The following is an 18,750-nucleotide window of genomic DNA, read 5'->3' as shown; positions in this document are numbered from 1 at the left end:
GCGCTGCGCCGCCGATGGGCTGGGATATGGGGGCGGCGGGAAGGTTTTCAAGTGGGCTATAATGCGGGCCTTCCGCCACGCAGCGTCTTGGTCGTCCGTTCCCTCCCGGGACCCGGCCGCACCCGTACAGACGCCTGCGCACGACCTGCCCGGGTGGTGAAATTGGTAGACGCAGGGGACTCAAAATCCCCCGCCGCAAGGCGTGCCGGTTCGATTCCGGCCCCGGGCACCATCACAAAAACTTCTGAAAGCGCAGGCATTTGGAAGATTCTCAATATAAGCCCCGCACCGGCGAACTTCCTCAAAATCGTGGTCAGGTGGCTTGACGGCTATGTGCGTTCTGGGCGTGCCCTGCCACGGCTGCCGGAAACGCCATGTGGAATCGTGTCCGGACAGACAGGGCAAGCCCACCGAGCTGTATCGCGTAGAGGCGGACATCTAGGGAAGTCCTCCCGACCAGCGGCGCCTGGTCCGCCAGAAATGCGCCGCACCCATCGTCGCCGCATTGCAGGAATGGCTGGCAGCGCAGCTGCCCACGCTGTCGCGCAAGTCAGTGACTGCCGACGCTATCCGTTATGCCCTGAACCAGTGGCGGGCATTGACGCGTTACCTCGATGATGGCGAAGTCGAGATCGATAACTCGGCAGCAGAACGGTCTCTGCGTGGCGTCGCCCTTGGCCGCAAGAATTATCTGTTCCTCGGATCGGAACGCGGCGGCGAGCGTGCGGCCACCATGTACAGCCTCATGGAAACGGCCAAGCTCAGCGGCAATAATGCCGAGGCCTATCTGCGCCATGTGCTCTCGGTGATCGGCGACTATCCGATCAACCGGGTCGCCGACTTGTTGCCCTGGAACGTCGAGCTCTAAGCAACGCGTCCGTACCCGTCAAGACGGTACCGGGCGAGTGCTTACGCCTCTACTGCGTCAATTTCGACATCTGGTCTTGCTATAATTATTTGTGTTTGCGATAATATCGCTTATGCACATCATTTCCAAACGGTCACTACGTGCGTTCTGGGCCGTTCACCCGGGCTCTGCCAACGCGTTGCTTCATTGGCACACTACGGTACAACATGCGGAAGCAACCGATTTCTCGGCGCTTAAATCGGTGTTCAATACAGTCGACTGGGTGAAGGGCTATGTAGTTTTCGACGTCGGCGGGAACAAATACCGCATCGTTGCCGATGTGGTCTTCAGATCGCAGACCGTCTTTATCAAACACGTTTTTACGCACAAGGAGTACGACTCATGGAAGCCGTGATCCCGGACCTGGCCGAAGTGGCGCGCAGCTATGGAGAGTTTCGTGCTGTAGCGGGCGTGGGGGCGATCCGCAATGAGACGGACTACGACCGCGCCTTGACGCTGATTGAAGCGATTCTGGATGAAACCCGCGACACGCCGGCGCGTGAGGACGCTGCGCATCCGCTTGCGGACCTACTGGATCTGTTGACCGCGGCGGTGCATGAGTACGAGGCTGATCACCATTCCATACCGGCCTCATCACCGCGGGATGTGCTGCGCTTCTTGATGGATCAGCACGGGCTAACTCAGTCCGACCTGCCTGAGGTGGGAAGTCAAAGTGTGATCTCCGAGATTCTGGCGGGCCGTAGGTCATTCAATACCCGGCAGATTGCCGCCTTGGTATCGCGCTTCCATGTTGGTGCGGATGCCTTCATCGAGCGTAGCGGCGCAGACTGAGTGGTCGACACCCTATCGCATCAAATTTCGGACGCGAAACCGTCGTCCACCGGTAGAACCATATTCGCGATACGCAGGAGCAGTCATGCGTACGGTGGGCCATCCTCTGGATGCGCCTCGCCGCTTATCGGACGCGCCTTCAGCCTGAGCTTGGCAAAACAGTCGCTCAGGGTCTGCATGAATCGCGCCTTGTTGTCCGCCGCATCGCCGCGCCACGACAACGCCCGACCCACGAAGATATCCACGAAAACCGGCAACGGGATGAAAGACCCCTTGGGCATCGCCTTGCCCAGGCCATGCATGTACAGGGGTACCACCGGCACGTCCGGAAAACGCCGGGCCAGGCGGGCGATCCCGGCTTTCAGGACCTGCATGCGCTCAGGCTCGCCCCGCGTGCCTTCCGGGAAGATCACCAGGATGGCGCCCCGCTCCAGGGCCTCGTAGCAGCCCTCCAGCGGATCGCGCGGCTCGCCGTTGCCGGTGGCCATACCGCCGCGCACCACGGGCACGATGCCCACCAGGTTGCGCGCGATCCAGGTCAGCGCGCCGCCTTTCATGAAATAGTCCGCCGCCGCCGCGGGCTGCACGTCGGGCACCCGCGCCAGCGGGAACAGGGACAACAGGGTGCAGATATCCAGATGACTGTTGTGATTGGCCGCCACGATGGCGGGCCCGCGCAGCGGCAGCCGTTCGCGGTGCCGGACGTTCACGCCCAGCCATAGACGCACGACCGGCCACGCCACCAGGACGGCGAAAGCCATGCGCAGGAATCGTTGCCAGCGCGTCATCGCCCCGTCCGCTTCAATAGTGCAGGTAGTACAACACGTGGAAGAACAGCGGCGCGGTATAGCTGAGCGAATCCAGGCGATCCAGGATGCCGCCGTGGCCCGGCAGCATGCTGCTGGCGTCCTTGACGCCGATGTCGCGCTTGACGGCGGACATCACCACATCGCCGATGAATCCCGCCACGCCTATCATCAGGCCCACCAGCACGGCCTGAATGGGCGTGAACGGCGTGAACCACGGCGCCAGCAGCCAGGCCAGCAGCGTGGTGGTCAACACCCCGCCGACCAGTCCTTCCACCGTCTTGTTGGGACTGACCTTGGGGATCACCTTGTGGCGGCCGAGGCACTTGCCCCAGATGTATTGCGCCACGTCATTCAGTTGCGTCAGCAGCAGCAGATAGAACACGTACATGCCGCCGGTGAGCGGACGGGGACCATGCAAATCGGGCAGGTTGACCAGGAAGGCGATGTGGCTGAGGCTGAACACCGTGGTCATCATGCCCCAGTGCAGGGTGCCCGCCGCATGCAGGAATCCGCGCGTCTCTCCGACCATGGCCATCCGCATCGGCAGGAAGAGAAACAGGTAAACCGGAATGAAAATGATGAACATGCCGTACCAATCCTGCCAGACCCAAAAATACTGAAGGGGAATGGCCAGATAGGCCCACAGCAGCACCACGTGATCGGCTCGCCGCGTCGCCAGCAGCGACAGATATTCCTTGAAGGCCAGGAAGCTGACGACCGCCATCAGGATAATGGCGCCCTTGGGATGCAGGCACAGCGCTACGCCGAAGATGGCCGCGATCCACCACCAGGTACGCACGCGCTGACGCAATTCCGTATAGTTTTTGCCGGGGCGGGCGCGCTTCATGGCCAGCGAAACCACGCTGGCCACGATCAGCAGTACCAGCACGCCGCCGAAGGCGTAATAAAGCGGCAACTGCGAAGCGGGAAAGACACCGCTGGAAAACCACGCCCTCATGGCAAGGTCTCCGCGTCCGGGCTGCATGCGACCCGCAACGCATGGCGGCCCCGATTCCAGATCGTCACCAGCAACAACGCGTTGGCCAGGATCATCACGGGCGTGAACCAGGCCGCGTAGGGCACATCCAGGCCCAGCAGCAGACCGATAAGGCCGAACAGGAAGGCGCGGTCGCTCTTGCCCAAGGGGCCATCGTAGCGGCGGCCGCCGCCTATGGTCTGGCCCAGTACGCCCACCATTTCACTCAAGGCGGCCAGCAGCACCAAGGTGACAACCCAGCCGCCGCTCACGCCGGGCAGCAAGGCGAAGGGCAAATAGAGCGCGGCATCGGACACCACGTCGCCCGCTTCATTCAGCAGCGCCCCCAGCGCGCTTTGCATCTGATAACGGCGCGCCATCATGCCGTCGATGGCATTGAGCGCCATGCGCAGGAACAGGAATACCGGCAAGGCCAGCCAGATCGCCGTCACCCGTGTGCTCCCCGCCGCGCCTGCCAGCACGAAGGCCACGCAGGCGCCAAGGGCCAACGAGGCCACCGCCGCGGCCAAAGTGACCTGATTGGCCGTCACGCCAGCCTGATAAAGCTTGCGCGTCGGCCAATCCAGCAACTGCTGGAACCTGGGCTTCAGATCGTAGATGCTGGCCATCCCCTTCCCCGGCATGTCTTGAAAATGGGGCGATTCTAGCTGGGGTGACATCCATGCGGCGCGCGAAACTGCAATTCGATCGACACGTGCATCAACGATATTCAACGTGAAGGCGGCCGCAGTGGCGGATAAATTCAACACTCTGATCGACCCGATCGATAGCCATCTTGGCCCTATATCGTTTCCGGACTAATCACGGGAATCGGGTCACATTGGCGTATATCCTCGCGCTGAATGCCGCCGTGGAGGCTGCGCGTGCCGGCGACCAAGGCCGGGGGGCCGTCACCCAATTGGACCAGGTAACCCAGAGCAACGCCGCGCTCGTGGAAGAGTCGGCCGCCGCGGCTGACAGCCTGAACGCCCAGGCCGCGCGGCTCGTGACCCTGGTCGGCGCCTTCCGTCTCGACCCCGCTTCACCCTGAGGGCGATCGCAGTGGCGGGTATACCTCGAAAGTCTGCTGGACCTGGTCGATGGCCATTTTGACGGCGCCCTCGCTGGCGGGATCGTCCGGAAAGGTCCAGCCATACCCCGTGGCGCGCGTGGCGGAGGCGCCCTCCGGCGTCAGGAAAACGGCAAGGCCTTCCCGATAGCCCGGCATGTTCTTCAGGCGCCGATTGACCTCGGTAACAAACCGATCGGCGGGTATTGCATGTTTGGACATGATCGCCTCGCTTCAACTTCGTTCATACTACGTGGATACAGGCGTTATGGCGCACGCTTCGAGGGCCGATGCATCAGCTCTGGTTGGCGCACCAGGTATAACGCTTGCCTCGGCCGCAGGGCACATAGGGGTCGGCTTGAACCGCCCCACACCGTTTGGAGAGCACCATGCAGCGAATAATTTCGGAACACCAGATCCCGACCGGCGATTTCCGGCAGGTCAAGTACGTGGGCGCCATCAAGGACCGCGTCGATGACGGCAACAGCACCCCCGTCTGGGCCATCGATTCCAACTCTCCCTATTTCCAGCAGCTCGGCGCGAAACCTGTGGACAGCTGGACCGAGGTCTTGATAGACGTGGAAGACCCCAGTTCCCCGGAAACCTTGGCGCGCTTGAAGCGGGCGGTCGAGGCGCGACTCGTACAGCAATTGGGATGACCTTGTGCCGCTATAGCGTGATGACAACGCTATGGCGGCGATCATCCAGGGGCACTGCCGCGTGTTCGCCTGCGCAAGCCAAGGCAGCGCCATCCATCTGAACCGCCGTAACGCCGCGGCCGCGCCCCGACACATTGTTCACACGGATGTCGAATACGCTCTTGTCCACGGTTACCGCCGCGGAAAACCCCTCCCAGCCGGCGGGAATGCAGGGATTGATGGTTAAGAAGCCGCCCGCCCGCGCGATACCCAGTATGCCCTCGACGCCCGCCCGATACATCCACCCGGCCGATCCGGTGTACCAGGTCCAGCCTCCACGGCCGACATGCGGCGCCACGGAATAGATATCCGCCGCCACGACATAGGGTTCGACCTTGTAGCGCTGCACGCCCGCCGGGTCGGCTGTGTGGTTAAGCGGATTCAGCATTGAAAACAGCGCGGCGGCCTTGTCTCCGTCGCCCATTCTTGTGTAAGCCAGGACCGCCCACAGTGCTGCATGGGTGTACTGGCCGCCATTCTCGCGCAGCCCCGGTGGATAGCCCTTGATGTAGCCGGGATCGTGATCCATGTGATCGAACGGCGGCGAAAACAATACGGCCACGCCATCTTCAGGTCGCACCAGATGCCGCTCGAAGCTGGCCATGGCCATCCGCGCGCGTTCCGGGCGAGCCGCCCCGGACAACACCGCCCACGATTGCGCGATGGAGTCGATACGGCATTCTTCGCTCGCCGAGGAACCCAGCCAGGTGCCGTCGTCGAAGGTCGCGCGCCGATACCATTGCCCATCCCAAGCGTGGGCCTCGATGGCCGCGGTCACGCGGTCCGCATGCTCGCGCCAGCGCCGCGCCCGCGCCGGGTCGCGTTGCCGGGCGATGGGTTCGAACATATCGATGGTACGCCGGAACAACCAGCCCAGCCACACGCTCTCGCCTTGTCCGGCCTGCCCTACGCGGCTCATGCCATCGTTCCAATCGCCCGTTCCCATCAGGGGCAAGCCGTGTTGGCCCGTCAACGCGACGCATTGATCCAGCGCGCGAGCGCAATGCTCGAACAGGTCGGCCGATTCTTCGGATGCCGTGGGTTGAAAGAAGGCGTCGTGCGCATCGGGATCCAGCGCGGGTCCCTGAAGAAAGCCGACCTGCTCATTGAGGACGGCGTCATCGCCGCTGCTCAGCACATAATGGGCCGCGGCGAAAGCGAGCCACACGCGATCGTCCGAAATCCGCGTCCGAACACCGAGGCCCGACTCGGCAAGCCACCAATGCTGCACGTCGCCCTCGACGAACTGACGGGATGCGGCGCGCAGCAGCTGGCTCCGGCTCACCTCCGGCATGGCGAAGGTCAAGGCCATGCTGTCCTGGAGCTGGTCGCGAAAACCGTAGGCTCCGCTGGATTGGTAGAACGCCGAGCGGGCCCACAGCCTGCAGGAAATCGTCTGGTACAGCAGCCAGCCGTTCAGGAGGATATCCATGGCGCGATCCGGGGTGGTCACTTGCACCGTCCCCAGCCGCGCCTGCCAGCCGGCTTTCACCTGGTCCAGGACTTCGTCCAGATCCCGCGCACGGTAGCGCGCCAGCAGGGCGCGGGCCTCGTCGGGCGAATCGCATTGCCCCAGGAAGAATACGATCTCCCTCGTTTCCCCCGGCTGCAGTTCGATCGTGCATTGCAGTGCCGCGCACGGATCCAAGGCCGCGCCACAGCGGCCCGATAAGGCCTCATTGCCGAGCAGGGCGCCGGGCAAGGCGATATCGCCGTTGTCCCCGAGAAATTCGCGCCGGTCCCCTGTCCACGAAGTCTGGCATCCCGCCAGATCGGCGAAAGCCGTGCGCTGGGCGAACCCCAGGCTCCATGGGTTGTTTGCCAGGATCGCCCCCGTGGCGTCGTCCTTCCGGGTAATGAGGAAAGGCGCCGAGACGGCGCGCGCGGTTCCCAATACCCATTCCACATAAGCCGTGATCGACAAGGTGCGCTGCCGATCCGAATCGTTGAACAGCGTGAGGCGCGAGATCTTGACGGGGTCTTGGGACGGCACGTACTGCAGCAGCGTGCTGGCGATGCCACCGTGCCGGTGCTCGAAGACGCTGTAGCCGAAACCATGCCGCGCGATATAGGGCTCCCGGTTTCGTATGGGAAGCGCGGTGGGGCTCCAAAGCTCTCCGCTCACGTCGTCCCGTAGATAAAACACCTCGCCGGGCGGATCCATCACGGGGTCGTTCGACCACGGTGTCAGCTGGTTTTCCTTGCTGTTCTCGGACCACGTATAGCCGCTGCCTTCCGCCGAGACTTGGAAGCCGAACCGGGGATTGGCGATGACGTTGATCCAGGGCGCGGGCGTACACGCGTCCCTCTGCAATTCGATCACGTACTCCTTGCCGTTTTGTTCAAACCCGCCTAGCCCGTTGAAAAGTTCGCGTTCGGCCGCAGGCAGCAGGGGCACCGGCGGTCCCGACGACGGTATGGCCTTGGGATGTGGTTTCGCCCGGGGCGAAGCATCGACGATACGAGCCAGTTGGCTCGCCACCGATCCATGGACGGCCTGCAGGACGATACGGGCGACCGCCTGAACCAGTTCCCGGCCCGGCAAGGTCATGAGATCCGCCCGCAATGTGAACACGGCCCCTTCCGCTAATTCCTGGCCGAACCTCGGCCGCGCCTGACTGCTGCGGACCGCGGTATCGATGGCATTCTGCAGGTCCTGGATGTACGAGGAGGCGCGCTCGTTCAGGATGATCAGATCGACCGCAAGGCGCTTTATCCGCCAATATTCGTGCGCCCGCAGTATCTGCCTGACCAGCGGCATATCCTGGATATCGTCGATACGCAGCAGCACGATGGGCAGGTCCCCGGATATGCCATAAGGCCAGAGCCCGGCCTGGCTGCCAGCCCCTCGCATGATGGTTGAGGAAGCGGGCCTGAAACGCGAATCGGGATAGAGCAGCGGCGCGGCCAGCCGCTGGAAACTGGCTGCCTCGTCCGTCTGCATGCCCAAGTGACGCAGTTGGACCTGCGCCTGTGTCCAGGCCAAGGTCTCGGCCCGCTCGAACGCGCTACGATCATGGTGCTTGTCGACAAGGTCAAGCAAGGCGACACGGGTGTCAGCCACCAGGGTCCAGAACGATACGCGTGCAACCTGCCCGCTCGGGACCCGCACGCTGTGACGCAGCGCGAATACAGGGTCCAGCACCGTTCCAACGGTATTGCTCAGCGGTTCGGCCCTTGCGGGACGGTCCGGCCGCCCGCCGCTGGCCCCTCGGCGGGCAAAACCCGCGCGATCGGTTTCATATTGGACCGGCGCGATCGTCTCGCCTTCGATCACCGCGAAATGCGCCGCCCATATCTCCGGTTCCTGGGACGAGCGGCGGCGCCGAGTGGCGATCAATGCGCCGAAGTCGGGCAGAAACTCCGTCACCACGAACATCTTGGAAAACGCCGGATGAGCGCGGTCGGCTGCAGGCGTGGCCAGGACCAGCTCGGCGTAGGACGTCAATTCGATATCGCGCGCACGCCGGCCGCTGTTCACCAGGGACACGCGGCGCACTTCGCCATCGCTTTCCCCGGAGACCAGTATCTGCGTTGTGGTGGTCAACGAGCCGTCACGGCGCATGAAGTCCGCCCTATCCTCCGAGAAGTCGATCCGGATCTCCTCCAGGCTGGCATCCGTGGGTTCCGGGACGGCCGACCAGGTGGTGTCCCGGTGTAGATCGCGCAGAAAGATAAAAGAGCCGGACTTGTCCCGTGTCGGATCCGCACTCCATCGCGTGACCGCATTCTCGCGCCATTTGCTATACCCGCCTCCGGCGGTGGTCAGCATCACCGTGTAGCGCCCGTTGGATAACAAATGCGTGTGTGGCGGGCCCGCGGGAAGCCCTTGGAAGCGCCGCACGCTGTTGGCCGGCCCGTCCGCCCGCATGGCGGAAGCCTTGACCTCTTCCGCGCGCGGATGGGCGACGGTCTTGTCACGCGGTACGCGCTCCTGCAGCAAGGCCTCGCAAGCCTGGATCATGGGCTCGCGATGGAAGCGCTCGCGCATGAGCCCATCGTGCAGGGCGTTGGCGATCGAGACGATGGTCATGCCCTGATGGTGCGCCATAAAGCTGCGCACGATGGCGACCTCTTCATCTTCGCGCAAGCGCGAGGGTGTGAAATCCAGCGCCTCGTGAAAGCCGAAACGGCCCAGGGCGCCCAGCTCCGCGAGATGGCCAAAGTTGGCGCGCGCCCCCTCGGGGTCCACCATGGTGGCAAGCCCCGTCGCGTACGGCGCGACGACTAGGTTCTCCGCCAGGCCGCGTTTGAGTCCCAGACCGGGAACGCCGAAGTTGAAGTACTGATAGGTGAACTCGATATCGCGGGCGTTATAGGCCGACTCGGAAAGCCCCCAGGGCAGCCCGAGTTCAGCCGCATATTGCTGCTGACGCCTCACCACCATTCGATTTGTCTGTTCCAACAGACTGCCTACCGGCGCCCGCATGACGAGGGAAGGCATCAGATACTCGAACATGGATCCGGACCACGAAATCAGCGCGGACCCACGGCCGACAGGGGTGCAAATGCGACCCAGCCGCAGCCAGTGCCTGGATGGCGCATCGCCTTTTGCGATGGCAAAAAGGCTGGCCAGGCGCGCTTCGGAGGCCAGCAAGTCATAGCAGCCGCTATCCAGCCGGTTATCGGCCACCGAATATCCGATCGACAGCAGCTTGCGCTCCGGATCGAGCAGGAAGGCGAAATCCATATCGGTCGCCATTGCCCGTACGCCGGCCGCGAGTTCGCGCAAGCGGTCGCCGACATCCGTGGGTTGGCGCAGGCCTTCAATGTCGTCCCGGTGTTCCTGTATGGCGGCGGCCAGGGCGTCGGTCCAGAAAACCAGATCGACGGTGGATCGATCGCCCCCGGCGGGAATCAGTATCTCGGCCGATCTGGCCGCCTTGGATGCGAGCCGCCCTAGCGCGGGCAGCAAAGACGCCAGGTCCTGATGGCCTTGCAGCAGGGACGCCATCTCATCCAATGACGCCGCGACCTGACGCAGGGGCTCGTTCCCCGGCACCACCATATCGGTGAGGGCATCGCGCGCCAGCGCCAGGTTATCCATCAGCCCGGCGCGGGTGTCCGGGCTGATGAAATCGTGTGCCCATTCCTCGCACGCCTGGGCGAGCGTAATGAGATGTCCGGCAAGATTGCCGCTGTCGACCGAAGAGACATAGGCGGGCGGAAGCGCACGCAGGTCGTCGGTCGCGTACCAATTGAGAAAGTGCCCTTTGTAGCGGTCCAGCTTGCGCATCGTGGCAAGCGTGTCCTGGAGTCTTTCCATCGCGCGCCGCGTACCGAGCCAGCCAAAGTCGCGCGCCGCCACGATGGACAAAAGATAGAGCCCCATGTTCGTCGGCGAAGTCCGCCGCGCCAGTACAGGCTGCGGCGTCTCCTGGAAGTTGTCGCACGGTAGGTGGTGATCGGCCGGCGTGACAAAGGTTTCGAAGAACCGCCAGGTCCGGCGGGCCGTATGGCGCAGCGACAGCGCGGTCAAGGGCGACACCCGCAATTGGTTGGCCTGCGCGCGTGCCCGGCTGATCCACCAGGCGTAGGCCGGCGCACACAGCCATAGCAGGAAAAAAGGCAAGATGAGCACCCACGAAGCCGGCTGCGCCCACAGGGCGGCGCCGGCCACGAGCGCGGCAAGCGCGACGCTTTGCCACATCATGCGATAAACGCCCGCGATCCCGGATCGGGCGATGCCCGCGGATTGGGCCGCCGTCGTCCATTCCAACAGATGGCGACGGCTGACGAGCAGCCGCCAGAGTGTGCGGACGATGGCATCGGCCATCCGCCACGCCGTGTCCGCCAGCAAGGTGAAGGATGCCAGGATCTGCTGACCCGCCAAGGACACGTCCTGGCCGAAGAGCAGAGTACGATGGCTCAGCGACACGCCGCTGCGCCGGGAAGCCGCAAAGCTGAACGAGGAGAACGCGGTGGGAATCGCCTGGGACAGTACGATGAAGATCATGGCCAGGCATGCCGCGGGCAGCGGCAACATCCACGCGGCCACGAGCGCCAGGAAGCTCGTGGGCGCGAGCAGCGAGCGGCGCAGATTGTCCGCCATTTTTCCCCGCCCGATCGAACACACGGTGCGATTGCCCACCGAGCGTCCGAACAGCCAGGGCAGCAGTTGCCAGTCGCCGCGGGTCCAGCGATGCGTACGCCGGACGCCAATGTCGTAGCGCGCGGGAAATTCCTCCACGACCTCGATATCCGAGACCAAGGCAGCTCGAGCGTATACGCCTTCGAACAGGTCATGGCTGAGCATGGCGTTGTCCGGCACGCGGCCGGCGAGTGCTGCCTCGAAGGCATCGACGTCATAGATGCCCTTGCCGGCGTAAGAACCCTCGCCGAACAGATCCTGATAAACATCGGACACCGCCGCGGCATACGGGTCCATGCCACCGGGACTGGAGAACAACCGTTGGTAGAGGGATCCTTCCCGATGCAGGGGCAAAGAGGGCGTCACCCTGGGCTGGAGGATGGCATGTCCCTCCACGACCCGCTGTTCGGTGGCATCGAAGCGAGGCCGATTCAGCGGGTGCGCCATCTTGCCGATGAGTTTCTGGGCCACGTCGCGAGGCAATCGCGTGTCTGCATCGAGCGTAATGACATAGCGGACGTCAGGGGGCAGGTGCTGGGTCAGACCTGGAATCGGCGTGTAGCTCGTATCCGTGGCACCCCGCAGCAGGCGATTCAGTTCGTGGAGCTTGCCGCGCTTGCGCTCCCAACCCATCCACGTGCCTTCGGCCGCGTTGAAGCACCTACGCCGGTTCAGCAACAGGAACCGGGTGCCGGCCGGCGCGGGTCCATGCTGCTGATTGAGTTGCGCCATGGCCGCGGCGCCCGCCGCGAGTATCGAGGCATCGGCGCCGGCGTGCTCGGTCGGGGCATCGGGCCCATCGGTAAGCAGGGCGTACACCAGGTCGCCCCCGGCGCCGGAGAGATAGAGCACCTCCAGCTGTTCGATCTGGGCCAGCAATTCCGCCTCGGTCGACAGCAATATGGGCACCGCGACCAGCGTTCGATATTTTTCCGGAACGTTCCTGGTCAGCTCGATCGCGGGCAATACCGCGGCACCCAGTTTCCAGGTGATCAGCCGATTCAGCAGCGCGGTCGCAAGTTCGGTCGCGGAAAGGAATGCCAACAGCAGGAACAGCCCAATCCACGGCAAGGCGGCGCCGAGCCGCCATAGCGCCCAGCCCGCAATCGCCGTCAACGCGACCGCCACGACGAGAATGGCAGCCATATATCCAAGTATCCCGGCACGCGAGGCGAGCCGGTCCAGACGCAGACGCAGCGGCGCCGAGTACGCAATCCGCGCCTCCAAGGCACGCCGCCCGCGGCCTATCAGGTAATACCCCGGGTCCACGACCCGTTCGCGCTCTTCTCCCTGCGCGAGGGTCCCTTCGATAGCCGCGATATCCAGCGCCGCATGCGCGACCTCCAGTTCATCAAGGCGAGACGCGCGCGCCAGGTGCTCGATTTCCTTGCGGTAAAGGTCGCGCGTTGCGAAATCCATGTCCGCGAAAGCGCTGGATTCCCGCAAGCGGGCATCGACCAGGCTGACGCTTTCGAACCAGTCAGCCCAATCGATGTCCGATATCAGGCGCATGCTGGTGATGACGTTGCGCACGCTGACATTGCATGCGCCCTGCCACTGCTGCGCCTGTTCCACCGCGGCATCCATGGAGGTACCCTGCGCGGCCAGGCGTTCCTGCAGCCAGGTCAGCGCGGGGGTTTCGCGGGGATCGCGGTCGCGTAGACGCTTGCTGAGCTGCGCGGAGAAAATTTCCGACAAAAGCCCCTGCGACCGCGTCATGGCGTCGAAATTCAGGACGCTGGACGCGCTGTCCGAACGCAGCATGACGTCGGCCAAGGCATCGGCGCTATCACGCGCCTTGCGCCCCGCACCGATCTCCTCGGCAAGCCGGCGCAGGTTTTCCACGAGCACGATACGCAAGGTAATCGCAATGGCCCAGAGTTCGCCGATGCTCAAGGTCTGCACCGTCTGGTACGCCGCGATGAAGCGCCGCAGGGTCTCCGGGTCGAAATTACTGTCCGTGTGCGCGATGAAAGCCCAGGCCACGCCCAGTACCCGCGGATAACCCGCAAAAGGACCGGTGGAAAGCTTCGGGAGTTGGCGATAGAAGCCAGGCGGCAGATCGTCGCGAATCTGACGGATCTGCTCTTCCACGACGTGGTAATTGTCCAGGAGCCACTCTGCCGCGGGCTCTATGCCGCGGCCGTTTTCGAGCTCCAGGGCGTTCGCGCGATAGGCGGCCAACAGTACGGCCGCATTGCCATCGAGACGTTTGCGCAGGGCGGGCACCCGGCGCGGTTTGGAGGTGATCGTCTGCGCCGCAGCGAGGCTGCGGGCATGTTGGGCCAGACGTTCTACGCCGAAGAGTTCACCCCTGACCGGCGTTCTGTCATCCCAGGGGGAATCCCGACTTACTTCTGCTTTGGCTTCGATTGAACACCTCCGGTAGAGGCGCGGGAACCCGGTCCCGTCGCGGGGACGGGCGCGGGCTTGGGGGGTTGCTTCGGCTTCTTCGATTCTTTATTACCGCGAAGTTGACCTTTCGCCATGCTCGCTACTCCTGAAATCACCGGATTGGTAGTGCCAAGGATACAGGGTTACACGCCACGAGGTATGTCGACCCCGGATACAAGGGCCGTGGCGAGTTCGCTCGGGTACGAGCGCCGTTGCGAATCCGATCAGTGCACAGGCACACCGACCAGCCGCCGCAACAACGCCGCGTCCTGATCCGACGCCGGCGTATACGCGACCAGGCGCAGATCCGGCGCGCTTTCCACGGTGAAGGCGGTGTGCTCGAAGGTCATTTCGCCCAGCGTTTCATGGCGGATCCGCTTCAGGCCTTCCGACTGCCCCCACACATCCTGGCGCGGCCACCAAAGGTTGAATTCCGGGCTTCCGTCGCACAGCTGCGCCACCAACGCGGCAAAGGACGCATCGCCGTTGGCGCGGCCATGGTCCAGGCGAAACTTGGCCATGACGCGGCGGGCGTCGCCTTCCCAATCCACCATCAAACGGCGATAGTGCGGGGTGGTGAACACCAGCATCAACACGTTCCGGGACTCCGGCGGCAGCGCGCCGTAATCCCCGAACAGCGCGCGCGCCGCGCCGTTCCACGCGACCACGTCCCAGCGGGGCGTGCGGATATAGGCCGGAAACGGCATCGCATCCAGCACGGCGCGCACGGCGGGCGAGACCTCTGCGTCGCGCAGCGGCGGATGGGGCGGCGGCCGATGCTGCGCCAGCGTGAACAAATGGCCGCGCTCGGCCGGATCCAGGCGAAAGCCCCGGCACAGGCGCTCCAGGAAATCCGCCGATACCTGGATATCGCGGCCTTGCTCGAACCATGTGTACCAGGTGACGCCCACGCCGGCCAACTGCGCGACTTCCTCGCGGCGCAGCCCCGGCGTGCGCCGCCGCGGCCCGATGGGCAGACCCACGTCCTCGGGCCGCGTGCGCTCGCGCCGCGCCCGGACGAAATCCGCCAATGCGCGCCGATGTTCGGCGCGATGCAAATTGACCATGCCGCTCCTCCGCTACCCGCCGACGTGCAGTCGCTGTCAGCATTACTAATAGGATAAAGACTTATCTATACCTATTATCTGGTGCTGCCTATCCTGATGTCCATACGGAGCCGCCCCGGCACCGACACCACAGGAACCCACATGGCAGAAACCTGCTCCCGCGCCATCGGCGGCGACGTGGCACCCGCCCCCGCCCTGACGCTCAAGGCCTGGCTGGCGTTGATCGTCATGCTCACAGGCACCTTCATGACCGTCATGGACGTCTTCATCGTCAACGTGGCGATTCCCAGCATCCGGCAGACGCTAGGGGCCAGCTTCGCCCAGGTCCAGTGGATCGTCGCCGGCTATGGCCTGGCGTATGCGGTCGCGCTGATCACCGGTGGCCGTCTGGGCGATATCCATGGCAGACGCCGCATGTTTCTCGCCGGCCTGGCGGCATTCACGCTTTGCTCGGCACTGTGCGGATTGGCACCCACGCCGCGCATGCTGATCGCCGCGCGCATCGTGCAGGGCTTATCGGCAGCCATACTGTTTCCGCAGGTGCTGGCGCTGATCCGGCTGACCTTCGTGGAGCCCGGCCAGCGGGCCACCGCCTTCGCCGCCTTGGGCGTGGCGCTGGGACTCTCCTGCATCGCCGGCCAGTTACTGGGCGGCCTGCTGGTGTCGGCGGATCTGTGGGGCATGGGATGGCGGCCGGTTTTCCTGATCAACGTGCCGCTGGGCGTGGCCGCCTGCCTGGCCGCGCCCGCGCTGATCGCGAACACGACGCCCACGCATGCCGGGTCGCGCATCGACACGGCGGGTGTTGCGCTGATCACGCTGGGCCTGGGACTGCTGCTGTATCCCCTGATCGAAGGGCGCGAAGCCGGGTGGCCGGCGCGTTCGCTGGTCATGATGGCGTGCGCCTTTCCCGTGCTGGCCTGCTTCGTTTCGCATCAGCGCGGCCGGTCGCGCGCCGGCCTGGCGCCCCTGGTCGACATGCGGCTGTTCTCCGATCGCGTCTTTACGCGCGGCGTGGGCGTCGTGCTGTTGTTCTACTCGACGCTCAACGCCTCCTACCTGGCCTTCGCGCTGCTGGCGCAGATCGGCCTGGGCCTGACGCCCCTTGAAGCGGGACTGATGCTGGTGTGCAACGCGATCACCTTCATGGCGACCTCCATCCTGACCGGCCGCCTGCCAGCGCACAAAAGCGGTGCGGCGCTGCGGGTTGGGGCGGCGATCGCCGCGACCGCATGCGCACTGTGCGCCGCCACCGCATGGCTCGCCGCCCCGCTGCATGCGGGTGTGTTCGTGCCCCTGCTGGCGCTATGGGGCGTAGGCCAGGGCCTGCTGATCACGCCGCTGATGAACACCCTCCTGAGCCAGGTCGCCGAACATCACACGGGCGCGGCGTCCGGCGTACTCAGTACCGCGCAACAGGTCGGCGGTGCCTTCGGCGTGGCGATCGTGGGCATGGTGTTTTTCGGCATGCTGGACCACGCACGCGCCGCCGGCCTGCCGGACGCCAAGAGCTATGCCAACGCCTACGCGGCCGCCAGCCTGTACGGCGCGCTGGCAACCGCCGCCGTCGGACTGCTGTTGCGCCGCGCGCTGCGAGGATCGCGGCAATAGTTTCCTTTTTGGAAAGCCGGTAGCCCTACCGCTTAGTCCCCGCCGGCAAGGCTTAAGTGCGCATTCCGGCTTCAACGCTTGCGTATCAACGCGTCGCGCCCCAGCTCCGCGCAGGCTTTCACCCCCAGCATCACCATGTTGCGGTCGACCTCGGCGCGCAGCAGCGCGATGGCATGCTGCACACCGGCCTCGCCAGCCACCGCGGCGGCGTAGTTGAAGGGCCTGCCGACGAAGGCCATGCGCGCGCCCAGCGCCAGGGCCTTCAGCACATCCGAGCCGCGGCGAAAGCCGCCATCGATCATGACGGGATAATCCGTCCCCAGCGCGTCCACGACCTGCGCCAACACGCGCATGGGCGACGCCGCGCCGTCCAGCTGCCGTCCGCCATGGTTGGACAGGATCACGCCATCCGCGCCCAGCTGCCGCGCGATCCGCGCATCGTCCACGCTCAGTACGCCCTTGACGACCAGCGGGCCCGCCCAGCGCCGCCGGATCGCGGCCATGTGCTCCCAGCTCAGGTTGTCGCGGGCCGAAAAGTCCCGCAGGACGTTGGCCGAAAGAATAGGCGCGCCGCGTGTCGCGAAGGAATTCTCGAAATGCGGCATGCCATGCCGCACCAACGTGCGCAGCAAGGTACCGAGCAGCCAGCGCGGACGCACCATGCCGTCCCAGGCCAGCCGTGGGCTCGGACGCAATGGCGTGGAAAATCCCGTCCGCACGTTGTTCTCGCGGTTGGCCGAGATCGGGATGTCCACCGTCACGACCAGGGTCTTGAAACCGGCCTCCCTCACCCGATCGACCAGGGCGTCGATACGCGGCTGGTCGCCCGGCAGGTAAGCCTGGAACCAGGTGCCGGGGCAGGCCGGGGCGAGTTCCTCCATGGGGATGAGCGAGGTGGCGCTCATGATCGCGGTTATGCCCGCGTCGCGAGCGGCGCGCGCCAGCACCAGGTCGCCCCGGTAAGTGGACAGTGCCGCGATCCCCATGGGCGCGATGCCGAACGGCGACGCGTACCGTTCGCCGAAGAGCTCCACCGATTGGCTGCGGTGGGAGACGTCGCGCAGGACGCGCGTGACGAAGGCGTACTCGTCGAACACGGCGCGGTTGTCGTCACGCGACGCGTTGTCTTCCGCGGCCCCGGCGATGTATCCGTAGATAGGCCGCGGCAGGCGGCGGCGCGCGGCAGGCTCGAAGTCCTCGAGGGACAGCATGCGCGCGAGGATGGCGGGCCGATGCGGGGCCGTGGTGGGCGATGAGGGTGGCGTGCGGGGCATACAAGGCAGGAAGAAGGTGACTTTGGCCGACACTTTAGGCCCGCCTCCCCAACGATAAAAGCGATATATTCGAAACCCCGTATTTCGCTTTTATCGAACAAACACCATGGCCCTGCCTTCCGTCAAGCAGCTCGAAGCGTTCTGGTGGGCCGCCCATTGCGCGAATTTCGCAACCGCCGCCGAACGCATCCACCTGTCCATATCGGCGCTCTCCAAGCGACTGTCCGAGCTTGAATCCGCCATCGGCCAGCCCTTGTTCGACCGCAGCAGGCAGAAGGCGGTGCTGACGGATGTCGGGCGCCGCCTGCTGCCGGCGGCCTTGCAGGTGCTGGATGCGGCCGCCGTGTTCGAACGCAGCGGGGCCGACACGCCGACCCTGCGCGGCCATTGCCGCTTCGGCGTGGGAGACTTGTCGGCGTTGACCTGGCTGCCCGCCATGGTGGCGCGGGTACGCGCGGCGCACCCCGAGCTGGTACTGGAGCCCTATGTCAATGTCGGCGGGGTACTGGAGCAACGGCTGGCCGATGGCGAGCTGGACTTCGCCGTCATTGCCGGCCTGTCGCCGCGCAGCGAGCTGGTATCGCGGTCGGTGGGCAATGCCCGCTTCGAATGGGCCGTTGCGCCGGCCCTGGCGGGGCAGGCGCGCAACGCCAAGGTGACGGACTTGCTGCGCCGGCATCCGCTCGTCACCTTGCCGTCCGGGGCGGGCACCATGCGGCTGCTCGACGATTGGCTGCTGACGCACAAGGCGACGGTCGCGCAGCGCATCGTATGCAACAGCTGGGTGGCGGTGGCCGGCATGATAGGCGCCGGCGTGGGCGTCGGTTTTCTGCCCGCCGGCTGGGCGAACCATTTGAAACTGCACAGGATCGGGGTGCGATCGCCCCTGGCGCCATTGCAGTATGCCTTTCAGTGGCGGCGCGGCGATGCGCGTGGGCTGATCGCCGGCATGCAGGCCATCGTGCCGTCGACCGTGGATTTCACCTACGCCCCGTGCATCGGCGCCGCGCCGCCGCGAAAGAAGCGCATGCTTGGCGCGACCCGGCAATGATCTGGCCGATG

The 18,750-nt window shown here is 64.8% G+C and carries 13 protein-coding genes, 1 tRNA gene and 1 pseudogene; 8 read left to right on the top strand and 7 right to left on the bottom strand.

Annotation, left to right across the window (positions count from 1 at the left end; genetic code table 11):
* Positions 1-147 precede the first annotated feature (147 nt).
* The 4 genes and pseudogenes from AKI39_RS01900 (at position 148) to AKI39_RS01885 (ending at position 1,699) form a co-directional block, all read left to right on the top strand.
* Positions 148-232: transfer RNA gene (locus AKI39_RS01900), tRNA-Leu, on the top strand.
* A gap of 183 nt (positions 233-415) precedes the next feature.
* Positions 416-868, top strand: a pseudogene (locus AKI39_RS01895) (IS66 family transposase); the annotation flags it as partial.
* Between the two features lie 112 nt (positions 869-980).
* A complete protein-coding gene (locus AKI39_RS01890) occupies positions 981-1,262 on the top strand; it encodes a type II toxin-antitoxin system HigB family toxin (protein WP_066631919.1) in 282 nt (93 codons plus the stop codon).
* Positions 1,250-1,699, top strand: coding sequence for a helix-turn-helix domain-containing protein (locus AKI39_RS01885; RefSeq protein ID WP_066631915.1), 450 nt, complete (start codon positions 1,250-1,252; stop codon positions 1,697-1,699). The genes AKI39_RS01890 and AKI39_RS01885 overlap by 13 nt, the downstream gene beginning before the upstream one ends.
* 83 nt (positions 1,700-1,782) lie before the next feature.
* Here AKI39_RS01885 and AKI39_RS01880 read toward each other — a convergent pair whose 3' ends face one another.
* The 3 genes from AKI39_RS01880 to AKI39_RS01870 are packed head-to-tail and all read right to left on the bottom strand — an operon-like array spanning position 1,783 to position 4,113.
* The gene (locus tag AKI39_RS01880; protein WP_201258543.1) at positions 1,783-2,460 is read right to left on the bottom strand and encodes a lysophospholipid acyltransferase family protein; all 678 of its coding nucleotides are present in this window, start codon (positions 2,458-2,460) and stop codon (positions 1,783-1,785) included.
* Between the two features lie 40 nt (positions 2,461-2,500).
* Positions 2,501-3,466 carry a phosphatidate cytidylyltransferase gene (locus AKI39_RS01875; protein WP_066631911.1) on the bottom strand — a complete coding sequence of 322 codons (966 nt, stop codon included), beginning with the start codon at positions 3,464-3,466 and terminating at the stop codon, positions 2,501-2,503.
* Positions 3,463-4,113 (bottom strand): CDP-alcohol phosphatidyltransferase family protein, encoded by a 651-nt coding sequence (locus tag AKI39_RS01870; RefSeq protein ID WP_066631909.1) that lies wholly within the window; start codon positions 4,111-4,113, stop codon positions 3,463-3,465. Before AKI39_RS01870 ends, AKI39_RS01875 begins: the two co-directional genes overlap by 4 nt.
* A gap of 212 nt (positions 4,114-4,325) precedes the next feature.
* Here AKI39_RS01870 and AKI39_RS01865 point away from each other — a divergent pair, with 212 nt between their 5' ends.
* Positions 4,326-4,535 carry a hypothetical protein gene (locus AKI39_RS01865; protein ID WP_066631906.1) on the top strand — a complete coding sequence of 70 codons (210 nt, stop codon included), beginning with the start codon at positions 4,326-4,328 and terminating at the stop codon, positions 4,533-4,535.
* On the opposite strand, the gene AKI39_RS01860 is transcribed toward AKI39_RS01865, so the two are convergent.
* Positions 4,527-4,775, bottom strand: a complete 249-nt coding sequence (locus tag AKI39_RS01860) for a hypothetical protein (RefSeq protein WP_066631904.1) — start codon at positions 4,773-4,775, stop codon at positions 4,527-4,529. The two genes, AKI39_RS01865 and AKI39_RS01860, sit on opposite strands and share 9 nt — an antisense overlap.
* A gap of 167 nt (positions 4,776-4,942) precedes the next feature.
* Here AKI39_RS01860 and AKI39_RS01855 point away from each other — a divergent pair, with 167 nt between their 5' ends.
* Positions 4,943-5,212 (top strand): hypothetical protein, encoded by a 270-nt coding sequence (locus tag AKI39_RS01855; protein ID WP_066631902.1) that lies wholly within the window; start codon positions 4,943-4,945, stop codon positions 5,210-5,212.
* A gap of 10 nt (positions 5,213-5,222) precedes the next feature.
* Here AKI39_RS01855 and AKI39_RS01850 read toward each other — a convergent pair whose 3' ends face one another.
* Both AKI39_RS01850 and AKI39_RS01845 read right to left on the bottom strand, forming a co-directional pair.
* The gene (locus AKI39_RS01850) at positions 5,223-13,715 is read right to left on the bottom strand and encodes a GH36-type glycosyl hydrolase domain-containing protein (protein WP_066631901.1); all 8,493 of its coding nucleotides are present in this window, start codon (positions 13,713-13,715) and stop codon (positions 5,223-5,225) included.
* A 245-nt stretch (positions 13,716-13,960) separates the two neighbouring features.
* Positions 13,961-14,803, bottom strand: coding sequence for a helix-turn-helix transcriptional regulator (locus AKI39_RS01845; RefSeq protein ID WP_066631899.1), 843 nt, complete (start codon positions 14,801-14,803; stop codon positions 13,961-13,963).
* A 141-nt stretch (positions 14,804-14,944) separates the two neighbouring features.
* Here AKI39_RS01845 and AKI39_RS01840 point away from each other — a divergent pair, with 141 nt between their 5' ends.
* A complete protein-coding gene (locus AKI39_RS01840) occupies positions 14,945-16,414 on the top strand; it encodes an MFS transporter (RefSeq protein WP_066631897.1) in 1,470 nt (489 codons plus the stop codon).
* Between the two features lie 71 nt (positions 16,415-16,485).
* Here AKI39_RS01840 and AKI39_RS01835 read toward each other — a convergent pair whose 3' ends face one another.
* Positions 16,486-17,688 carry an alpha-hydroxy acid oxidase gene (locus tag AKI39_RS01835; RefSeq protein ID WP_083229054.1) on the bottom strand — a complete coding sequence of 401 codons (1,203 nt, stop codon included), beginning with the start codon at positions 17,686-17,688 and terminating at the stop codon, positions 16,486-16,488.
* A gap of 106 nt (positions 17,689-17,794) precedes the next feature.
* Between AKI39_RS01835 and AKI39_RS01830 the strand changes: the two genes are divergently transcribed.
* Positions 17,795-18,739, top strand: a complete 945-nt coding sequence (locus AKI39_RS01830) for a LysR family transcriptional regulator (protein WP_066631896.1) — start codon at positions 17,795-17,797, stop codon at positions 18,737-18,739.
* Positions 18,740-18,750: the final 11 nt, after the last annotated feature.

This window comes from Bordetella sp. H567 (assembly GCF_001704295.1).
Lineage (GTDB): Bacteria > Pseudomonadota > Gammaproteobacteria > Burkholderiales > Burkholderiaceae_B > Bordetella_C.
Note: the sequence above shows the minus strand (reverse complement) of the source record. Positions and strands in the feature narration are given on the sequence as shown.